This is a genomic window from Trinickia dinghuensis (genome assembly GCF_003367175.1).
Classification (GTDB): Bacteria; Pseudomonadota; Gammaproteobacteria; order Burkholderiales; family Burkholderiaceae; genus Trinickia; species Trinickia dinghuensis.
In genome coordinates this window covers 129478-146433 of the sequence record NZ_QRGA01000014.1, presented here as the reverse complement: position 1 = coordinate 146433, position 16956 = coordinate 129478, and the positions used below count along the sequence as shown (strand labels likewise).

18 protein-coding genes are annotated in these 16956 nt (G+C 64.5%); 8 read left to right on the top strand and 10 right to left on the bottom strand.

The window, feature by feature from the left end; all coding sequences use genetic code 11:
* Nucleotides 1-40: 40 nt before the first annotated feature.
* Both DWV00_RS23230 and DWV00_RS23225 read left to right on the top strand, forming a co-directional pair.
* Nucleotides 41-598, top strand: coding sequence for a hypothetical protein (locus tag DWV00_RS23230; protein ID WP_115535964.1), 558 nt, complete (start codon nucleotides 41-43; stop codon nucleotides 596-598).
* A gap of 58 nt (nucleotides 599-656) precedes the next feature.
* Complete coding sequence (locus tag DWV00_RS23225; protein WP_115535963.1) at nucleotides 657-1217, top strand: YbhB/YbcL family Raf kinase inhibitor-like protein; 561 nt, start codon at nucleotides 657-659, stop codon at nucleotides 1215-1217.
* Nucleotides 1218-1253: 36 nt separating this feature from the next.
* On the opposite strand, the gene DWV00_RS23220 is transcribed toward DWV00_RS23225, so the two are convergent.
* Nucleotides 1254-3242, bottom strand: a complete 1989-nt coding sequence (locus DWV00_RS23220; protein ID WP_115535962.1) for a sulfatase-like hydrolase/transferase — start codon at nucleotides 3240-3242, stop codon at nucleotides 1254-1256.
* 421 nt (nucleotides 3243-3663) lie between these two features.
* Here DWV00_RS23220 and DWV00_RS23215 point away from each other — a divergent pair, with 421 nt between their 5' ends.
* From DWV00_RS23215 to katG, 3 genes are all read left to right on the top strand, one after another.
* Nucleotides 3664-4140, top strand: a complete 477-nt coding sequence (locus DWV00_RS23215; protein ID WP_115535961.1) for a hypothetical protein — start codon at nucleotides 3664-3666, stop codon at nucleotides 4138-4140.
* Nucleotides 4085-4708, top strand: a complete 624-nt coding sequence (locus DWV00_RS23210) for a hypothetical protein (protein ID WP_181885566.1) — start codon at nucleotides 4085-4087, stop codon at nucleotides 4706-4708. Before DWV00_RS23215 ends, DWV00_RS23210 begins: the two co-directional genes overlap by 56 nt.
* 144 nt (nucleotides 4709-4852) lie before the next feature.
* Nucleotides 4853-7000, top strand: coding sequence for a catalase/peroxidase HPI (katG, locus tag DWV00_RS23205; protein WP_115536072.1), 2148 nt, complete (start codon nucleotides 4853-4855; stop codon nucleotides 6998-7000).
* Between the two features lie 143 nt (nucleotides 7001-7143).
* Here katG and DWV00_RS23200 read toward each other — a convergent pair whose 3' ends face one another.
* A complete protein-coding gene (locus DWV00_RS23200) occupies nucleotides 7144-7419 on the bottom strand; it encodes a DUF2164 domain-containing protein (protein ID WP_115535959.1) in 276 nt (91 codons plus the stop codon).
* A 95-nt stretch (nucleotides 7420-7514) separates the two neighbouring features.
* Here DWV00_RS23200 and DWV00_RS23195 point away from each other — a divergent pair, with 95 nt between their 5' ends.
* Together DWV00_RS23195 and DWV00_RS23190 are read left to right on the top strand one after the other, a co-directional pair.
* Nucleotides 7515-8168 carry a glutathione S-transferase family protein gene (locus tag DWV00_RS23195; RefSeq protein WP_115535958.1) on the top strand — a complete coding sequence of 218 codons (654 nt, stop codon included), beginning with the start codon at nucleotides 7515-7517 and terminating at the stop codon, nucleotides 8166-8168.
* A 99-nt stretch (nucleotides 8169-8267) separates the two neighbouring features.
* Nucleotides 8268-8912, top strand: coding sequence for an MAPEG family protein (locus tag DWV00_RS23190; protein ID WP_115535957.1), 645 nt, complete (start codon nucleotides 8268-8270; stop codon nucleotides 8910-8912).
* A 181-nt stretch (nucleotides 8913-9093) separates the two neighbouring features.
* On the opposite strand, the gene DWV00_RS23180 is transcribed toward DWV00_RS23190, so the two are convergent.
* On the bottom strand, nucleotides 9094-9612 hold the full coding sequence (locus tag DWV00_RS23180) for a DUF1697 domain-containing protein (protein ID WP_115535956.1): 519 nt from the start codon (nucleotides 9610-9612) through the stop codon (nucleotides 9094-9096).
* A gap of 120 nt (nucleotides 9613-9732) precedes the next feature.
* On the opposite strand from DWV00_RS23180, the gene DWV00_RS23175 reads away from it, so the two are divergent.
* The gene (locus DWV00_RS23175) at nucleotides 9733-9870 is read left to right on the top strand and encodes an entericidin A/B family lipoprotein (RefSeq protein WP_115535955.1); all 138 of its coding nucleotides are present in this window, start codon (nucleotides 9733-9735) and stop codon (nucleotides 9868-9870) included.
* 72 nt (nucleotides 9871-9942) lie between these two features.
* Here the strand turns inward: DWV00_RS23175 and DWV00_RS23170 are convergent, their stop codons facing one another.
* Genes DWV00_RS23170 through DWV00_RS23140 form a run of 7 tightly spaced genes read right to left on the bottom strand, consistent with a single transcriptional unit; the run spans nucleotide 9943 to nucleotide 16954 of the window.
* Nucleotides 9943-10209 (bottom strand): hypothetical protein, encoded by a 267-nt coding sequence (locus tag DWV00_RS23170; protein WP_115535954.1) that lies wholly within the window; start codon nucleotides 10207-10209, stop codon nucleotides 9943-9945.
* 13 nt (nucleotides 10210-10222) lie between these two features.
* Nucleotides 10223-10747 (bottom strand): hotdog family protein, encoded by a 525-nt coding sequence (locus DWV00_RS23165; protein WP_115535953.1) that lies wholly within the window; start codon nucleotides 10745-10747, stop codon nucleotides 10223-10225.
* A 2-nt stretch (nucleotides 10748-10749) separates the two neighbouring features.
* Nucleotides 10750-11601, bottom strand: a complete 852-nt coding sequence (locus DWV00_RS23160; protein WP_115535952.1) for a beta-ketoacyl synthase chain length factor — start codon at nucleotides 11599-11601, stop codon at nucleotides 10750-10752.
* The gene (locus DWV00_RS23155; protein WP_115535951.1) at nucleotides 11598-12812 is read right to left on the bottom strand and encodes a beta-ketoacyl-[acyl-carrier-protein] synthase family protein; all 1215 of its coding nucleotides are present in this window, start codon (nucleotides 12810-12812) and stop codon (nucleotides 11598-11600) included. The genes DWV00_RS23160 and DWV00_RS23155 overlap by 4 nt, the downstream gene beginning before the upstream one ends.
* Before the next feature lie 28 nt (nucleotides 12813-12840).
* Nucleotides 12841-13752, bottom strand: coding sequence for a polysaccharide deacetylase family protein (locus tag DWV00_RS23150; protein WP_245964998.1), 912 nt, complete (start codon nucleotides 13750-13752; stop codon nucleotides 12841-12843).
* Nucleotides 13749-16304, bottom strand: a complete 2556-nt coding sequence (locus DWV00_RS23145; RefSeq protein ID WP_115535950.1) for an MMPL family transporter — start codon at nucleotides 16302-16304, stop codon at nucleotides 13749-13751. The genes DWV00_RS23150 and DWV00_RS23145 overlap by 4 nt, the downstream gene beginning before the upstream one ends.
* Nucleotides 16304-16954, bottom strand: coding sequence for an outer membrane lipoprotein carrier protein LolA (locus DWV00_RS23140; RefSeq protein ID WP_115535949.1), 651 nt, complete (start codon nucleotides 16952-16954; stop codon nucleotides 16304-16306). The genes DWV00_RS23145 and DWV00_RS23140 overlap by 1 nt, the downstream gene beginning before the upstream one ends.
* Between the last annotated feature and the right edge of the window lie 2 nt (nucleotides 16955-16956).

The following is a 16956-nucleotide window of genomic DNA, read 5'->3' as shown; positions in this document are numbered from 1 at the left end:
CATCGCGCTGAATGCGCCGCACGAAATCTCCGAACCCGCAATGACCGATACGTCCCTTTCGTCGACCGACTCCGCCGCCGATCTCATCTCCGATAACGCGCCCGAAAGCCATGAAGCGGAGACCGATACGCCCGAAGCGATCCACGAGGACAGGCTATGGCGCGACGGCGGCTGGACCGCGCGCGTGATCAAGAACGAGGACGACGATGGCTGGGCCGTCGAGATGATCAAAGACGGAGAGCAGGAGCCCGCGCTGGTCGGCCCGTGGACGATGGGCCGCAACAAGAAGGATCCGAAGCCGCTCGACGTTTCGGCGTTCAACACGCTGGTGAAGACGGCGTCGGAGGTCTTGCGCCGGCACGAGCAGCAGCTGCGCGCACAGTTGCATAAGAGCGTGAGAGTGGCCGCGGCGACGGGCGATGAGGACCTGGAGATCACGCTGGACATCGTCCCCGACGAGGACGAACCTTATGCGCTGCTGACCGCGCTCGACGCCTTTGGGGAGCAGCTTGCCCAAGTGCAGGTAGCCGCTAACTTCAAACTCAGCAAAGCGAGTGCGGCGAGCTGGGTGGAAAACGAGTTCCGCCGGCCGAGCTGATAGCGCATTCGTACTTCGCGTACGCGAATACGCAGAGCCGGCGAAAGGGAGGTGTGCGATGACGAGCAACGCAAATGCAATCCGGCATTTCCTCGGCGCGAGTTTGTGCGTACTGTCGCTGCACGGCGCGGCCGTGTTCGCCGCGCAAGCGTTCGAACTGACTTCGCCTGGCCTGCCCGACGGCGGCACGCTTCCTTTAAGTCATGCCGGGAGTCAGAACAATTGCGGCGGCGGCGATGTGTCGCCGGCATTGCAGTGGAGCCACGCGCCTGCCGGCACCCGCAGCTTCGCGATCACGATCTTCGATCCGGATGCTGCGCAGGGCATGGGCGTCGTGCACTGGGTGATGTACGGTATTCCTGCTTCGACGACGTCGCTTGCAGCGGGAGGAGAACCTCCGGCCGGCGCGCATTTGGGCCTGAACGTCAGCGGAAAGGCGGCTTATCGGGGGCCGTGTCCGCCGGCAGGCGAGATCGCTCATCACTATTTCGTGCAGATCTATGCGCTCGATCTCCCGCCGGCTGCGCTCCCGGCCGGGTTGACTCGCGATGCGCTGCACGCGGCGATCAAAGGCCACGTGCTGGCCAATACCAGCACTGTGATGCGCTTTGGGCGCTAATGCATTACGCATTGCGCTCGTGCGATTCCGCCTCGGCTAGCACGTCGGCTGCCCCGGGACATCGCCACTCTGAGGCACCTGCCGTTTGACGCATCGCTGCTGCTGCAGCAGTGCCGCGAGCTGGCTCTGCTGTGTCCCATGAATCCCGTCGTCATAGAGATTGGCGAGTTCCATCGGGTCGTCGGTGACGTTGTACATCTCGTACTCGTCGTTGCGCGGCGTCGACTTGACCGTGACCGTGTACGGAATCGCTTGCGGACCGACGTCCGCACCGGGATACGCCGGCGGATCGGGTGTCTTCGCCACCTGACGCAACACCACGTCTTCGACCTTTGCGGAGTTCGAATCGCCGGTATCGCCAGGTTTGCCCGGCGTGCTCCAGAACTGCGGATTGTCGAAGTAATGCGTGTACTTCCATACCTTCCCATCCGCGAGGCGAACGATCACCGTCTCGAGATGATTCGGTTGCACGACGGAGTTGTATCCGATCCCCGTCCAGTTGTCCTGGTTGAGCCCCCGGCTCGGATCGTCGTCGGTCATGAAGTAGAGCGGGTCGTTGACGCTCGCGGGAGCCGCCTCGCCCAGCACCAGCGGCGCAAGATTGCGCCCCACCAGGGGCAGCGCATCGGAGTGATCGTCCGCCAGTAGTTTGCGAAGCGGTTCGGGGTCGATGCCGGCGAGCCCCAGCAGCGTCGGCAGCAGATCCACGTGGCTCGTCAGCGAGTCGACCGTTCGAGGGTTCGGAAACAGCGTCCGGTTATAGACGATCAACGGGACTCGGATCGCCTCGTCGTAAGCCGTGTACCACTTTTGATGCATGTTGGCGTGCGAGCCGAGAAGATCGCCATGGTCGGAGGTGAAGATGACGATCGTGTTGTCGGCGAATCTCGAGGCGAGCAGGGCCTGAAAGACGGTCATCATCTGATCGTCGACGTTCTTCTGCAGTTGATAGTAGTAGCGGAAGTAGCGCTCGAGCGTTGCGGGGTCGTTCAGGATCGGCTGCATCCATTGTTTGTAGCTTTCCTGATAGGAGGCCTGCGCCGAGGGCTTCTTCGACAGGTCGTCGTGTTGCGATAGGCTGAATCGTTCGCGGTCGAACAAATTGATGGGCACGTAGGGCTGAATGGAAAAATCGAAATCCGCGACCTTGCCCAAGTTCGCCCACAGCCCCCAGAGCGTGATGTCGTGCGGATTGACGAACGACGTCATGATGACCCAGGGCTGGGTGATGCGATCGTGGTCCAACTGCTGGATCAGATGCTTGGCTTGCTGAGCGAAGCCGACGTCGCGCCCCTGTTGGCCGGGAGGCACCGAAGAGCCGCTGTTGAGTGGCGACTTGCCGTGCGGCTCGGGGCCGATCCAACCGCTGAAACCGTAAGCGTCGAGGCGATCGGCGTTGGTATAAAGCGCTTGCGCCGCGCTGTCGGGAGCGCCGCTCGTCGCGTCGTAACTCAAGAGCTGATCGTGCGTGCCCGGAATCAGCATGTCGGCGTCCGAGGCGTGCCATTTGCCGCGCCAGTACGTCGAGTAGCCCGCCGCGCGAAAGTAATCGCCGAGCGTCGGCACGCCGTTCGGGTCTAGCCAGAACACGTCCGGTTCGAACGATTCCTTGGCCGCGCCCGTCGTCTGCGTGACGCCGTGCAGCGAGGGGTACTGGCCCGTGTAGAGCGATGCACGGCTGGGCGAGCACGCGACCGATGCCGCGTAGTGCCGCAGAAAATCGACTCCGTGGCGGCGCATCAGGTTCTGCGTATTGAGGAACGTTTGACGGAAAGCCTGGGTCTCTCGCGACTCGTAAATCGGCGGAAAGCGGTTTTCATCGCACATCAAGATGAGGAAGTTCGGCTGCTTGCCTCGCGGTTGCTCGGCGGATGCGGTAGCCGCAGCTGCGTCGGGAACGGCGCCGGCGGCGGGAAACAGTAGGGCTCCGGCTCCCGTTGCGATGCTGTCGCGAAGGAAGCGGCGGCGCGAGGCGTCGCTCACGTTCTCGGGCGCGGATGGTTCGGATTCGCTTTTTTCCTTCATAGGGCCTCCGCGCTTCCCGTTCCGGCTGTGGCTATTCGAATCGCCGGAATCCAAATAGAAAAAGCTTAGGTGATCGGGGCGCCGCCACCCGCGGCGCTTTGTGCCACGGCACACATTCGCTCGAGTGAGATCGACGATTTGATATGGGCGGCCCATTCGCTCATCGCTTGAGCCGGGATCCGATGTCGGCGAAGCGTCGCGAAGGCGGCATCGATCACGGGATGCTCGGTCTCGCTCTCGTCCGAACAGCTAGTAGCGTTTTTCTACGGCTGTTTTGAGATGTACCCGGTGGTAGGCTGACGCCTTCACCGGGGGCGCAGAGAAGTCGCGCTCATCCTTCACCGGTAGCGCACTCCTTCAGCGGCCCTGACTTGCAGGCGTGCAGCTGCGAGCGGATTGCAACGATGCAAAGGGATAAACATTGATCGAATCCAAATCCAGACTCAAGCCTTCCCGCTATTCCCCGGAAGCGTATTTGCAACACGTCGAGGCGTTCCTGCATGAGGCCGGCGGTTGGTGCGAACGCCGTGGTCTAGCTGTCGAACGCGGTGTAGTCACGCTCAGGGAGCAGGGGATCGCGGAATATCAAGCGCCGAGCCTCGGCATATCAAAAGACGGTAAGTCACTTGCCAAAATTCTGTCCGCCGGGTCGAGATTCATCGGTGCGCAAGGAGGGATCGACCTAGTCGGCAATGCGAGCAGGGATACATTGCTTTTGTGTCTTGGGAAGGGCCCCGCCCTTTCGAAACCGACGGCCCGCATGTCGTGGTTGCCGCTGTTTTCCCGCGTCAAAGAAGACGGGTGGTACTGGATCGACTCCCAAGTTTGGGAGGCGAAGCTCGTTGACGAGAGCCTGTTTCTCAAGTTGTTTACGTATGTCTCCTTCTATGAATTCTGATAACCCGCTCGATCCAGTCTACAAGGCGTTCTCTGTGGAGGAAGATTGCTTCAGAGTTGCCACGTACGCGATCGAAGCCCAACACACGGAGTTCATGTGTCCGGCTCGTTTCATGAAAGCCACTCGGGAGGAAGCCGAGACGGTTCTTCAAGACGCGGAGCAACAAGCGGCCGATCTTGCCATTTTGGCGCTCTTTGCGACGTTTGAGCGATTCGTCATCGATCATCTGCAGACAGCGAATCGTTTGTTGGGAGCGGGATACCCGCAGCAGTACTCGGCGAAGCTGGCACAAAAGTTCGAGAGCGAGGTCGAGTACTGGCGGTTCGTCGAAATTCTCAATCTCTTCAAGGGCGAAGTCGGTGCCGATCTCATCGGGAAAGTGAAGCAGATCAAGCAATACCGTGATTGGGTGGCGCATCGGAACCCGAGCAAGCCGGCTCCACCGCAGACCTCGCCCGGAGCGGCGTTCCACATCTTGACCGAGGTGATCGAGCGAATTCGGCTGAGCCATACGCCGCCTATCGAAGAGGACGAGGTCGAGGCCGCCGCGCTGGCGTCAGTTGAATAGAGCGTAGTGGCTAAACGCTATCGAATCAATTTCATATATTGCAAATATCTATCGAATCGGTAACGTCAATCAATTTGATCAATGTCACTGGAATCCGCTAACTTCTCGACATACCACCTCAAGTTCCCCGACCAGGAGATGTCGATGACAACCGAAGCGAAGTGCCCCTTCCACCACGTTGCAGGTGCCGGCACCGCCAACCAGGATTGGTGGCCCAACCAGCTGCGCGTGGATCTGCTGAACCAGCATTCGAACAAATCCAACCCGCTCGGCGAGCAATTCGATTACGCCGAAGAATTCAAGAAGCTCGACTACCGCGCGTTGAAGGCGGATCTGGTCAGACTGATGACCAACAGTCAAGACTGGTGGCCGGCCGACTTCGGCCATTACGGTCCGCTGATGATCCGCATCGCGTGGCATTCGGCGGGCACTTACCGCATTTCCGACGGACGAGGCGGCGGCGGCCGCGGGCAACAGCGCTTTGCGCCGCTGAACTCATGGCCCGACAACGTCAACCTCGACAAGGCGCGCCGCCTGCTTTGGCCGGTGAAGCAGAAATATGGCCAGAAAATCTCTTGGGCGGACCTGTTCGTTCTCGCCGGCAACGTGGCGCTCGAATCGATGGGCTTCCGCACGTTCGGTTTCGCTGCTGGGCGAGAGGATGTTTGGGAGCCGGACCTCGACGTGAGCTGGGGCGCCGAAACGAAGTGGCTTGCCGACGATAAGCGCTTCACGGGCGAGCGCGATCTCGATCGCGAGCTGGGCGCGACCCATATGGGTCTGATCTATGTGAATCCGGAAGGCCCGAACGCTAGCGGCGACTACATGGCGGCCGCCAAGGACATCCGCGCGACGTTCAACAACATGGCGATGAACGACGAGGAGATCGTCGCTTTGATCGCCGGCGGCCATACATTCGGCAAGACCCACGGTGCCGCGCCCGAATCGCACAAGGGCCCGGAACCCGAGGCCGCGCCGCTCGAAGCGCAAGGGCTCGGATGGGCCAGCAACTTCGGGCAAGGCAACGGCAAGGACACCGTGTCGAGCGGTCTCGAAGTGACGTGGACCAAAACGCCCGCGCTGTGGAGCAACAACTTCTTCGAGAACCTGTTCAAGTACGAATGGGAGCTCACGAAATCGCCGGCCGGCGCGAAGCAATGGGTGGCCAAGGACGCACCGGAAATCATTCCGGACGCGCACGTCCCGGGAACGTTCCACAAGCCCACGATGCTGACGACCGATCTCACGCTGCGCTTCGATCCGGAGTTCGGCAAGATCTCCAAGCGCTTCTACGAGGATCCGCAGGCCTTCGCCGATGCGTTCGCGCGCGCCTGGTTCAAGCTGACGCACCGCGACATGGGCCCGAAGGCACGCTACCTCGGCCCGGAAGTGCCGGCTGAAGACCTGATCTGGCAAGACCCGCTGCCCGCGCCCGAGCACAACCCGACGCCGGCCGACATTGCCGATCTCAAGGCGAAGATCGTCGCGTCGAATCTTTCCGTCGGCGAGTTGGTGTCGGCCGCTTGGGCTTCGGCCTCCACGTTCCGCGGCGGCGATAAGCGCGGCGGCAGCGACGGCGCGCGTCTCGCGCTCGCACCGCAGAAGGATTGGGCGGTAAATGCACGCGCTGTTGCCGTCCTGCCGAAGCTGGTCGAAATTCAAAAGGCGTCGGGCAAAGCATCGCTCGCCGACGTGATCGTTCTGGCCGGCGCCGTGGGTATCGAGTTGGCCGCAAAGGAGGCCGGCGTGCAGGTCGACGTGCCTTTCACGCCGGGTCGTGTCGATGCCCGCCAGGATCAGACCGACGTTGAAGGGTTCGCCGTGCTCGAGCCGCGGGCCGACGGTTTCCGCAACTACCGGAACGGCAACGGCGGCGCGCCGACCGAGGTGTTGCTGGTCGACCGTGCTCAATTGCTGATGCTGACGGCGCCCGAAATGACCGCATTGGTCGGAGGCTTGCGCGTGCTCGGTGCCAACTTCGATCAAGGCAAGCACGGCGTGTTCACGGATAAGGTCGGCGTGCTCAGCAACGACTTCTTCATCAATCTGCTCGACATGGCTACCGTCTGGACGCCGGTGAGCAGCAACGCCGAAGTGTTCGAGGGCCGTGATCGCAAGACGGGCGCCGTGAAGTTCACGGGCACGCGCAGCGACTTGGTCTTCGGTTCGAACTCGGTGCTGCGCGCCTATGCCGAGGTGTACGCGAGCGAGGACGGCAAGGAGAAGTTCGCCAAGGACTTCGTCGCCGCGTGGGACAAGGTGATGAACCTGGGACGTTTCGATCTCGCTTGATCGATAGACGCGTCGCTTGAAGCGGGCAATCCCACTTGCGGGGGATTGCCCGCTTTTCTCTTTTGGACGAACGGCACGTCTGTCATGGGGTGGTCATCCCTCGACGCGCGGCGAGGCTGGCGGCGGGTTTCTTCCTGTCGCAATTACTTGCGTGCCTTGGATTTCCCTTCGAACTTCTTCCAATACTGGAACTCATCCTCGTGCACTTCGTAATCGAGTTCCAGGATGCGCTGCTGGAGCCGTTCCTGCACATCGGTCACCGCCTTGTTGTAGATCGTGGGGCCGATTTCCTCGAGAAAGAAGCCGAGCAGCGCCCCCGCGGCGACGTTGCCGATCGGCTCCGCCATATCGCTATCGAAATATCGTTGGATCGACGCGATCGCATCCGCGCGGGCTTCTCTAGTCAATTCGATCGTCATGGCCGTTGTCCTCTGTAAGGTGGCGCTCGGCATCGCTACTTCGTATCGTCCGATATGGCATAGTAGCCGCTCCCTCGAAATCGAATACGTGACCGATGAACAGAGAATACAAGCTGCATTGCTTCGCTCAGTCCGGCAATGCCTATAAGGTGGCACTGATGCTCTCCTGCGCCGGCGCCGATTGGGAGCCGGATTTTGTCGACTACTTCGGCGGGGTCACGCGCACGGCGCAATGGCGTCAGGACGTCAACGAAATGGGCGAGGTGCCGGTTCTCGAACATGCGGGCCGAACGTTGTCGCAGTCGGGCGTCATCCTCGACTACCTCGCCGATCGTCTCGATGAGTTCGGTGCGCGCAGCGATGACGAAAAGCGCGAAATCCTGCGATGGATGCTGTTCGACAATCATAAGTTCACGAGCTATCTCGCCACTTACCGCTGGCTCAATGCATTCGCTTCGCCGCCGCCGCATGCGGAAGTCCTGGCTTTCTTCCGGGGGCGGGCCGAAGCTGCGTTCGCAGTGGTCGATCGTCATCTGGCCGAGCGCGAATTCATGGTGGCGAACAGGCCGACCATCGCCGATTTCTCGATGGCCGGCTATGTTTTTTATCCGACCGAAGAGACCGGCTTCGATTTTTCGGCGACGCACCCGAACATCGCGCGCTGGAAGGATCGAATCGCGGCGCTGCCGGGTTGGCGGCAGCCGTACGATCTGATGCCTGGGCAACGGATCGCGCCGCGTAATGCGTAGGGTGATGGCCACGCGTTGGCCGCTTTGCTTCCGACGCACGCCGGGCTTGTTCGCTTAGGTTGTCCCGAAGTCGCCGCACGATTCCCGAGGGGAGTGCCTATGAGTGAACAGGCCCATGACTGGTTCGATTTTCGCCGTCAACGCAAGGTCGGCATCGTCGCCATAGCAGCGGCCTCATTCGTGGCGTTGACTCTTTGGGTGGGTATCGACCAACTGATGACGCCGCTCGTCGGAATGGACAGCCTCGGTGCTCGGATGCTGCTGACGCTCAAGTGCGTTTGCGTCGCCGTGCTGTTCTGTCTCGTGACGGGCATCGAAGCCGTGGCGCACGAGCGATTGAGGTCGCCCGCCTTCGATCCGCTGACGGGCTTCGAGACACGCAGGCTGCGTATCAACCTGAGATATCTACAGAACACGGTCGAGCAGACGATCGTATTCGGCGTGGCGTTGTTCGGCCTGGCCGCTTATTCCTTCGATGGTGCGGCGATGCGAGCGGTCGTCGCGACGACCGTGGTGTGGATCGTCGCGCGCGCCGCGTTCTGGCTGGGCTACCATCGCAGCGCAGCGCTGCGCGGGCTCGGCGCGCCGAGCATGGCGATCAGCATGATCGTCTTGCTTTACGTCGCGAGCCGGTTCGGGCGAGAAATCGCTGGGGTGGTGGGTGCAGCTGTACCGGTCGTTGCATTTCTCGCCATCGAGGCAGTCTTGTTTTGGGGAACGCGCCCGTCAACGCCGAGACGATGAACAGCTTTCACCTTCCATGGGAGGATCACCGGCATGAGCGCAAGCGGCCTCTTATTCCGCATGCTTCATTATCAGGCATCGGCCAACGAGGAAGTATTGGAGGCGATGACAGGACTCGATGCCGAGCACGATGCGAGCGAGTGGCATGGGGAGACGGAAGACGGAGTGGTCGGCCGTGTCGTCAATCGGCGGGCGCCGTGGTCCATTCGACGAGCGTTGCCACCGTATTCATGTTCCGCGCGGTGCCGGCGCTCGCGGCGGGGATCTTCAGCTTCGAGTGAGCCATGCCCTCTCCGTAGTGCACGTAGATCTCTCTCGTGCCGAGTGCCATGTCCTCTCCCTGCCTGCCGCTTGCCTTGGCCAAGGCATCGGCGGGAGGCTGCGCGTCGAGAAAAATCGCCACGGTGCGATTCGGCGCCGCGGATTTGAACGGATTGGCTTGCAGCACCGCGGCCAACTCCGCGCCGGTCCGGATCAGGACGCCCACCGGTTTTCCGGCGTATGCCTCGAGACTGGCCTCGAGCGTCCGCTTGACGGAAGCGGCGGCGAGCCGACTTTCGAATACGACGTTGCCGCTCGCGATGTAAGTGCGCACATGTATGAACCCGGCCGATTCGCACATGGCCCGCAACTCGGCCATGGGAAGTTTGCCGGTTCCGCCGACATTGACAGCGCGCAAGAAGGCGACGTATTGCGTCATGCGTAGCTCCTAAGTTGATCCTCGATCCGAACCGAATCGCGACGAGCCGAGGCTGGGCTGTCAGGCACAGGGATTGCTGCAATACCCAGTACCCGGTACGCCTGCCAAGGGAGAAGTCTCATGACACGATTCATCGCACTCTTTGCGCTCGCATCCACGGTCTTGCTGGCCGCCTGCAACACGGTTGCCGGCGCCGGCCAAGATATTTCCAAGGGCGGTCACGCCATCACCAACTCGGCCGAGCAGCACTCCGATTAGCGGTTGGCGTCAGCCGAAACCTGCGCACGTAATCCCGCCGTTCGAACCCGGTGCGCTCGGCGCTGCCTTGGGTCAATCGTCTTTTCCCACGGCCTTGCGCACCGCGTGTTTCGTTGCGTAGTATCCGCGGCGCGTGCCGCTCGCCACGGCATGGCCCGCGGATTTCGCCGCGTGCTTGATCCCGTGCGCGGCCTCGCGCGTGTCCTCGCCGACCTTCTTTCCGGCCGCCTTGATGTCCTCCTTCGCTTCGTGCGCCGTCGTCTTTACGTCAGCATGAGCGACAGGACTCAGGGTTGCCGCCACGAACGCGGCGAGCAGCAATTGGCGGGTTCCTTTCATGACGTTTCTCCTTTTATGCGTCGTGAGATCGAGCGGTTGGTATTGCTGTTGCGGTCCGAGCATCGAGAATGACGGCGGCGCGCCCCTCGAGCAGTGTCTGCGCGCCGCAGCGCACGGTGAAGCGATAAAGAATGTTGTCGGCGTCACCGCTGATGCGATCGGCCGTCACCGCCAGCGGCGCGTCGAACGTATCCAGTCGCTCGACGTGCATCTCGACGCCGCGCACGCTCGCGAGAAAGCCCGCACGCGGCCGGCCCGATTGCGCGCCGAGCACGGCGCCGTGCACGGCCATCGCCTGAGCGGCGTATTCGGCGCCGCAGACCGCCCCGAGCCGGCCGTTCCGGCGCAGCGGGTTGAGCGGATCGCAATGGCTCGTGGCGACGCATTCGATCGTTTCCTCGTCCCATCGCACGACTTCATCGAGCAAGCACATCGAACCGCTGTGCGGGATATGCGCGGCGATCCAAGCGCGATCGAGCGGCGGGTCGAGCGGCGGGTCGAGCGGCGGGTCGAGCGGCGGGTCGAGCGGGCGATTCATGTTCATTGGGGTGAGGGTTCCCTGCGAGTGTCCACAGACGTAACTGACGCAACGCGAGTAAAGGGCGTAACGTCGACGCGTACACGCAGATCGTCGAGGTAATCGAGCACGACCGTCGCCGCGCGCCGGGCCGCCAGTGCTTCGAGCAGCGGCAGCGCTCGGGCCGCGGGATTGTCTAGGCGAACGGCTTCGAGGGCCGGGGACGAGAGGATCGTGGCCTGCGCGTCGGTCAGCTGGACGTCGATGCGGGCGAGCGTGCCGGTACCGGCTTCGGGCGCAAGCACTAGAGCGGCGCCGAATGCATCGCGAATCGAGCGCGCTCCGCTCAGCGGATGAGGATACCCGATGTCGGAGGCGATCAGCAGCGAGTCCCGCGCGTCGACGGCGACTTGGCAGACGCTTTCGAGCAGCCCGGCGGCGAAGCTGCCGTCGTAGGCGCAGATCACGTTCGACGCGGCCATCGCATGTGCCGCGATGCCCCAATACCCCGAGGGCGCGTTATGCACCGAATTGTGAAAGCGGGTGGGCGAGATGAAGCGGTCCTCGCCGGCAAGCATTTCGCAGATCGCATGGCAGTTCTCGCCGTCGCCGCCCGATGCGGCGAAGACGGCGCCGAGCTGCGCTGCATCCCGCTGCGCGTCTTGCGCGGCTTCTCCTCCGACTGCAAGCGCGAGCTTGACCATCGGGCTCGTGCGGCGCCGCTCCGCCGACGGCAACGCGGCAGGCGGCGGGATGACCGCCGGTGCGTGCTCATACGCACAAGCGCCCGTCAGGATTTGGGCGGCTTGCGGCCAATTGGGCAGGCCCGGGCCGATGAGGCCCACACCGTCGATATAAACGCTCGTCGCCTTCATCGCGCGGTGCTCCTTTCGTCAGCGAAATCGGCACGGCCGAGAACGAGGCTGCAGTTCGTCCCGCCGAAACCGAAGGCGTTGCTGAGCACGGCCCGCAGCGGGGCGTCGCGGCTTTCCAGCACGTAATGCAGGTCCAACGCCGGATCCGGCTCGCTCGCGCCAATGCCGGCCGGCATGAACTGATGACGCAGCGCCAGCGCCGAGATCAGCGCTTCGAGCGCGCCGGCGGCGCCGAGCGTATGGCCCGTCGCACCTTTGGTCGAACTGCACGGCGTTTTGTCGAACAGAGCGTTGACGGCGAGGCTCTCCGCCGCATCGTTGCTCGGGGTGGCCGTGCCGTGCAAGTTGATGTAGTCGATGTCGGCCGCCGTCAGGCCGGCGGTCGCGAGCGCGCCTTCGATTGCAAGCCTCGCGCCGAGCCCTTCCGGATGCGGGCTCGACATGTGATGGGCGTCGCTCGATTCACCGATGCCGAGCAGCAAAACGGCATCGCCGTTGGTGCTGCGAGGACGCTCGAGCAGCGCGAATGCAGCCGCTTCGCCGATCGAGATTCCGCGGCGCGCGACGTCGAACGGCCGGCATGGTTCGCGCGAGAGCAACTCGAGCGAGTTGAAGCCGTAGAGCGTCGTCAAACAGAGCGAATCGACGCCGCCGACGACGGCCGCATCGATCAGTCCCGCCTCGATCAAGCGCCGTGCCGAGCCGAACACCTTCGCCCCCGACGAGCAGGCGGTCGAAATCGACGCGGCGGGCCCCCCGAGCGCGAAGTAGGCGCGCACGAACGCCGCGAGCGAATAGCAGTTGTGCGTCTGCGCGTAGTGGAAGTCGGCCGGCAACGCGCCGCTTTGCGGATCGCGCCGGCGATAGGCTTGCTCGGTTTGGAGGATGCCCGACGTGCTCGTGCCGAGAAAGACGCCGATACGCGCGGCACCGTAGCGCGCCGCGGCGGCCGCGACCGCATCGGCGAAACCGTCTTGTTCGAGGCCCAGCTGCGCGAGCCGGTGATTGCGGCATTCGTAATCTCGCAGGTCGGCCCGCACGGGTTCGTCGTCGACGCCGTCAACCGCGCCGATCCACGTTTCAAGCTCGGCGCGGTCGAAACGGCACGGCGCGAGCCCGCTGCGTTGCTCGCGTAGCGCTTGCAATGTCGGGCCGAGCCCTCGCCCGATGCAGCTCGTCGCGGTGAAGTGAGTCAGTTCCAGTGGTTTCAAGGCGGTCGATTCCTATGGCCAATGAGTTTCAACGGGAACCGGGAGCGGCCGTCGTTGCGCCGGTTCGCTCGGCCGAGGGAAGCGCTTGCGCGCCGGTGAGCGCCGCGCGCAGCGTCGTGCATGAAAGCCCGGCATCTCGCGCGGCAAGCAGGACGATGTCGAGTGCATCGAAGACGACGGGGCGCCCTTGCTCGTCGTGTGCGGCATGGCCGTCGTGCAGCAGCAGGATGTCGCGTGCCGCGAGCCCCCGCAGGAGCCTGTCGGCAACCTTCGCCGCATCGCTTGCGCGCGTGTCGAATCCGCGCCGTGTCCAGCTCGCGAGCCGCAGGCCGAGCCCGCACAGCACGGGTTCGAGAAACGGATTGCGCAGTCCGGCCGGGGCGCGAAAGAACAGCGGCGCCGTACCGGTCAATTCGGCCAGCGTCCGCTGCGCGGCTTCGATTTCGCGATGCATTCCGCGCGGTCCCATCAGCGAAAAGTGATGCCGATGATGTTGGCTGTGGTTTTCCACGGCGTGGCCGCGCGCGACGATCGCCTCGACGAGATGCGGGTAGCGCAGGGCGAGTTCGCCGATGCAAAAGAAGGTGGCCCGCGCATCGTAGCGATCGAGCAGATCGAGCACGCGCGGTGTCACTTCAGGATCGGGGCCGTCGTCGATCGTGATCGCGATCTGGGTGCCGACGTGCTCCGGCAGCCGAGTCCAGTTAGGACCGAGCAGGGCGCTGCGCGGCCACAGCCCGGCCGTTGCCATCATCGCGTGCGAGGCAGCGACCGCGCCGGCCGCATAAGGCCAGCAGGCCGGCTGCACTGCCGCCAGCGCCGCCGCGCCCGCATGGACGGCGACGATGCCGCCGATAGCCGGTGTCGGGCGCCAGCGGCGCGGGACGCCGGCCGTTATGCGCGAAGGCCGCGAGGCGAGCGGTGGTGGCGTAGGGTTCAAGCTGTGTTCCTTCCATGTTGGGCGTCTGCCTCCGCCGTCGAACGACTCGCCTGCGGGGCGCCGGCTTGCGCCGCGCGCGGGGCGAGGATCGCCGAAAAGAGCAGGGCGAGCATGGCGCCCGGGCCCACCGTCAGCCCGAACGACTCGAGCATGGGAACGTGCGACAGCGCCAGCAGCCCGAATCCCGCGACGGTGGCTAGATTCGCGATCAGCAGGGAGACGAGCGTCTGCGGTGCAATGGCGTGCGGCGGCTCGGACGAGCCGGTGCTCGGCGCCGCTTGGCGCCGGTTGAAAAAGAGCGCGTAATTCGAGCCGATCGCGACGATGAGCAGCAGGCCGATCAAGTGGAGGATCGTGAGCGGCTCGTGCGCCAGCGCGAAGCCTGCCGTCACGGCGACCACGGCTGCCAGGAGCGGCGCGAGCGTCCCGGTGACGCGCCCTGCGTCGCGCAGCGCGGCGGCGAGCAGGGCGACGATGACGGCGAGCCCGACGAGCGACAGGCGGATGTCCTCGCGCACATAGTTGACATAGAGCGCGTCGGCCTGCCGTTTCAAATCGACGAAGAGCGCGCCCGGCACGCCGGCCGCTGCTACGGCAGCCTCGACTCGGTTGGCGTCGAGGCTGGGTTCGTCCGCGCTCGCCGCTGGCGGGCCGGCCGATGCCGCTTGCCCCGCGCTCGGCGAATTCGGTGCCCGCAACGACAGCATCGCCTGCCAGCGGCCCGCGCGTTCGGTCAGCAGCGCATCGACCGCGAGCCCCATCGACGTACCGCGCAGGTCGGCCCGCGTCAGCAGCGGCGCGTTGCGCGCTCGTTCGACGTCGGCAATGAACGGCGCGAATACGGTCGGTTTGACGTCGATGCTCTGACCGGCGACGGCCGAGCGCATCCGAGCTTCGAGTACGTCGGCCGGCGGCAGACTGGCGAGCCGAGCCCGCTGCGTGGCGTCGCTCGGCAGGTAGCGCGAGGGGCTTTCGAAGCCCGCGAGCACGCCCGACTCGACGAGCGGCTGCAGCCGGGCGGCGATCTTTTCCGCGCCTTGGAGTACCGCCTGCTCGCTGGCGCCCGAGACGACGACGAGATAGCGCACGTCGGGCGCGCCGACGTCGGCGCGTAGCGCCGCATCGAGTGCTTGGCTCGACGCGGGCACGGGGCTCAGCGCGGAAAGTTCGTGGCTCCAGAGTTGCCCGCGATGGAGCGCGAGCACGGCCACCGCGCCGATCATCAATGCGGCGAACGGCCAACGCAGGCGGGGTGCGGCGCAGGCCGCGCGCGCAAGCACGGCGCCGACGCGTGAAAGGTCGCGCACGGCGACGGCGCGCCGGTGAAGATGGGGCAGCACATACCGTGTGACCGCGGCCGCGGCGACGAGCCCCGCGATCGAGTAGACGCCGAGCTGCACGAGCCCCGGAAAGCCCGAGAACAGCATCGAGGCGAAGCCGCAGACCGACGTGAGCATGCCGAGCCGGATCGTCGGCCAGTAGGCGGCGATCCATGCGCGGACGGAGTCGCTCGTTTGCGCCGGCATCCCGGGGCGGGCCGATTGCACGAACAAATAGATCGAGTAGTCGACGGCCTCGCCGATCAGCGTGGTGCCGAATCCGAGCGTCAATCCGTGGATGGTGCCGAACACGAGGCTCGTCGCGGCAAGGCCCGCGGCGATCCCCGAGAACACGGGAACGAGCCCCAGGGCGAGCGTGCGCGGCGAACGATAGACGAGCAGCAGCAAGCCGACGATGAGCGCGATGCTCAGCGTCGACAATCGCTCGACGTCATGCTTGATCGTGTCACGCGTCTGAACCGAAAACACGCCGGGGCCGGTGAGCAGCAGCCGGTACGAGGCGGCATGCGGGCGGGTGCCCGACGCTGTGCCGAACGCGGCGCGGACGGCGGCGATCGCGCTTTCCTGGGCGTCCGTATCGGAGCCGGCGCCGGCCGTTTGGGCGACGAGGACGGCACGCTTGCCGTCGCGGGAAACCCACACGCCGTCCTTCGTTGCCGGCTGTGCTTCACCGTCGAATTGACCGACGATCGCCATCGTTTCGCCGGTGGGATCGCGCGGCAGGAGCGCCTTCGTCATCAGGCCCGCCGACGAGGTCAGGAGATCGAGGCTGTCGCCGAGCGCGCGGTGGAGCCCCTGTTCGGAAAATCGTTGCGGCGTCACGGCGGGACTCAGCACGTACCGATGCTCGAAGACGAAACGCTCGTCGCGCGCCTGCCTCACGCTTTCGCCGTTGTTCACGGAGACGAAGCGCGGATCGCGGCGCAGCGCGGCGGCCATGTCGCGCGAGATGTCGGCGCGGGCAGCGGCGTCGCCGCCGTCGATCGCGACCAGGATGAGCCGCGAAATCACGCCGTCGCGCAATTGATCGACGAGCACGCGCTGCTCGGCGGTCGGGGCGCGCGGCAGGAACGCCGAGAGATCCGCCGTGAAATGCGCGCGCTGAACGACGATCGCGCATCCGGCCAGAAACAGCAGCCAGAGCAGCACCGCGTGCCGCTTCAGCAGCGCGCGCGGTGCAAGGGCGGATCGGTTCGGCGTCTCCTCTCGCATCACTCGTTCGTCGCGTTGCTGAGCCGCATGACGGAGCGATCGCCGTCGGGCTGTTCGATGACCACGGTACGCAGCAAATCGCGCGTTCCATCGAGCGTGACGGTGCGCACGGTCTTCAGCATGCGCGAGTCGAGCGGCGTCAGCGTCAGGGTCCAGTTCGCGCCCTGCCCGCCAACGGACACCTTGTAGATCTTCTCGAGCGCGAAGCGATTTCCGGCGAGGGTCGCGCGGATGCTTTCGATGAACGCATCGAGTTCAGGGTAGTGCGTGAGCGAAACCGTGTACGTGCGTTGGTCGCGCGTGATAGTCAGCTTGTCGCCGTCGACGACGAGCCGTTCGGGCTTTGGGCTCACGGTCCGCTTCTCGAGGTGGTCGGGGGCCGCGAATGCGAGTTCGCCGGACGATTCGATCGGCTTGGCTGCGATCGACAGGTATCGCGTTTCGACGAAGTCCGCATGCCCGGACTTGCGCTGCGCGAGCGTCGACATCAGCCGATCGAGGGTCCAGTCCCCCGTGCTCGAGCTTGAAGCCGTTGCCGCGATACAGGAACAGGAGAGCGACATGCCGAGGCAAAGGAGGCCCAGCAGGCCGAGTGCCCGCGATTCATTGGGCCGGGGCCGGCGGGTGGCGAGAGGCTGCGATGGCGTCATGC

Bases quoted from the DNA above. Each gene is read 5' to 3' on its own strand.
- DWV00_RS23145 (WP_115535950.1), bottom strand. From the start codon at position 16,304: ATGCGAGAGGAGACGCCGAACCGATCCGCCCTTGCACCGCGCGCGCTG.
- DWV00_RS23200 (WP_115535959.1), bottom strand. From the start codon at position 7,419: ATGACGATCGAATTGACTAGAGAAGCCCGCGCGGATGCGATCGCGTCG.
- DWV00_RS23165 (WP_115535953.1), bottom strand. From the start codon at position 10,747: ATGAATCGCCCGCTCGACCCGCCGCTCGACCCGCCGCTCGACCCGCCG.
- DWV00_RS23160 (WP_115535952.1), bottom strand. From the start codon at position 11,601: ATGAAGGCGACGAGCGTTTATATCGACGGTGTGGGCCTCATCGGCCCG.
- DWV00_RS23180 (WP_115535956.1), bottom strand. From the start codon at position 9,612: ATGACGCAATACGTCGCCTTCTTGCGCGCTGTCAATGTCGGCGGAACC.
- DWV00_RS23225 (WP_115535963.1), top strand. From the start codon at position 657: ATGACGAGCAACGCAAATGCAATCCGGCATTTCCTCGGCGCGAGTTTG.
- DWV00_RS23190 (WP_115535957.1), top strand. From the start codon at position 8,268: ATGAGTGAACAGGCCCATGACTGGTTCGATTTTCGCCGTCAACGCAAG.
- DWV00_RS23220 (WP_115535962.1), bottom strand. From the start codon at position 3,242: ATGAAGGAAAAAAGCGAATCCGAACCATCCGCGCCCGAGAACGTGAGC.
- DWV00_RS23230 (WP_115535964.1), top strand. From the start codon at position 41: ATGACCGATACGTCCCTTTCGTCGACCGACTCCGCCGCCGATCTCATC.
- DWV00_RS23170 (WP_115535954.1), bottom strand. From the start codon at position 10,209: ATGAAAGGAACCCGCCAATTGCTGCTCGCCGCGTTCGTGGCGGCAACC.
- DWV00_RS23175 (WP_115535955.1), top strand. From the start codon at position 9,733: ATGACACGATTCATCGCACTCTTTGCGCTCGCATCCACGGTCTTGCTG.
- DWV00_RS23195 (WP_115535958.1), top strand. From the start codon at position 7,515: ATGAACAGAGAATACAAGCTGCATTGCTTCGCTCAGTCCGGCAATGCC.
- katG (WP_115536072.1), top strand. From the start codon at position 4,853: ATGACAACCGAAGCGAAGTGCCCCTTCCACCACGTTGCAGGTGCCGGC.
- DWV00_RS23140 (WP_115535949.1), bottom strand. From the start codon at position 16,954: ATGACGCCATCGCAGCCTCTCGCCACCCGCCGGCCCCGGCCCAATGAA.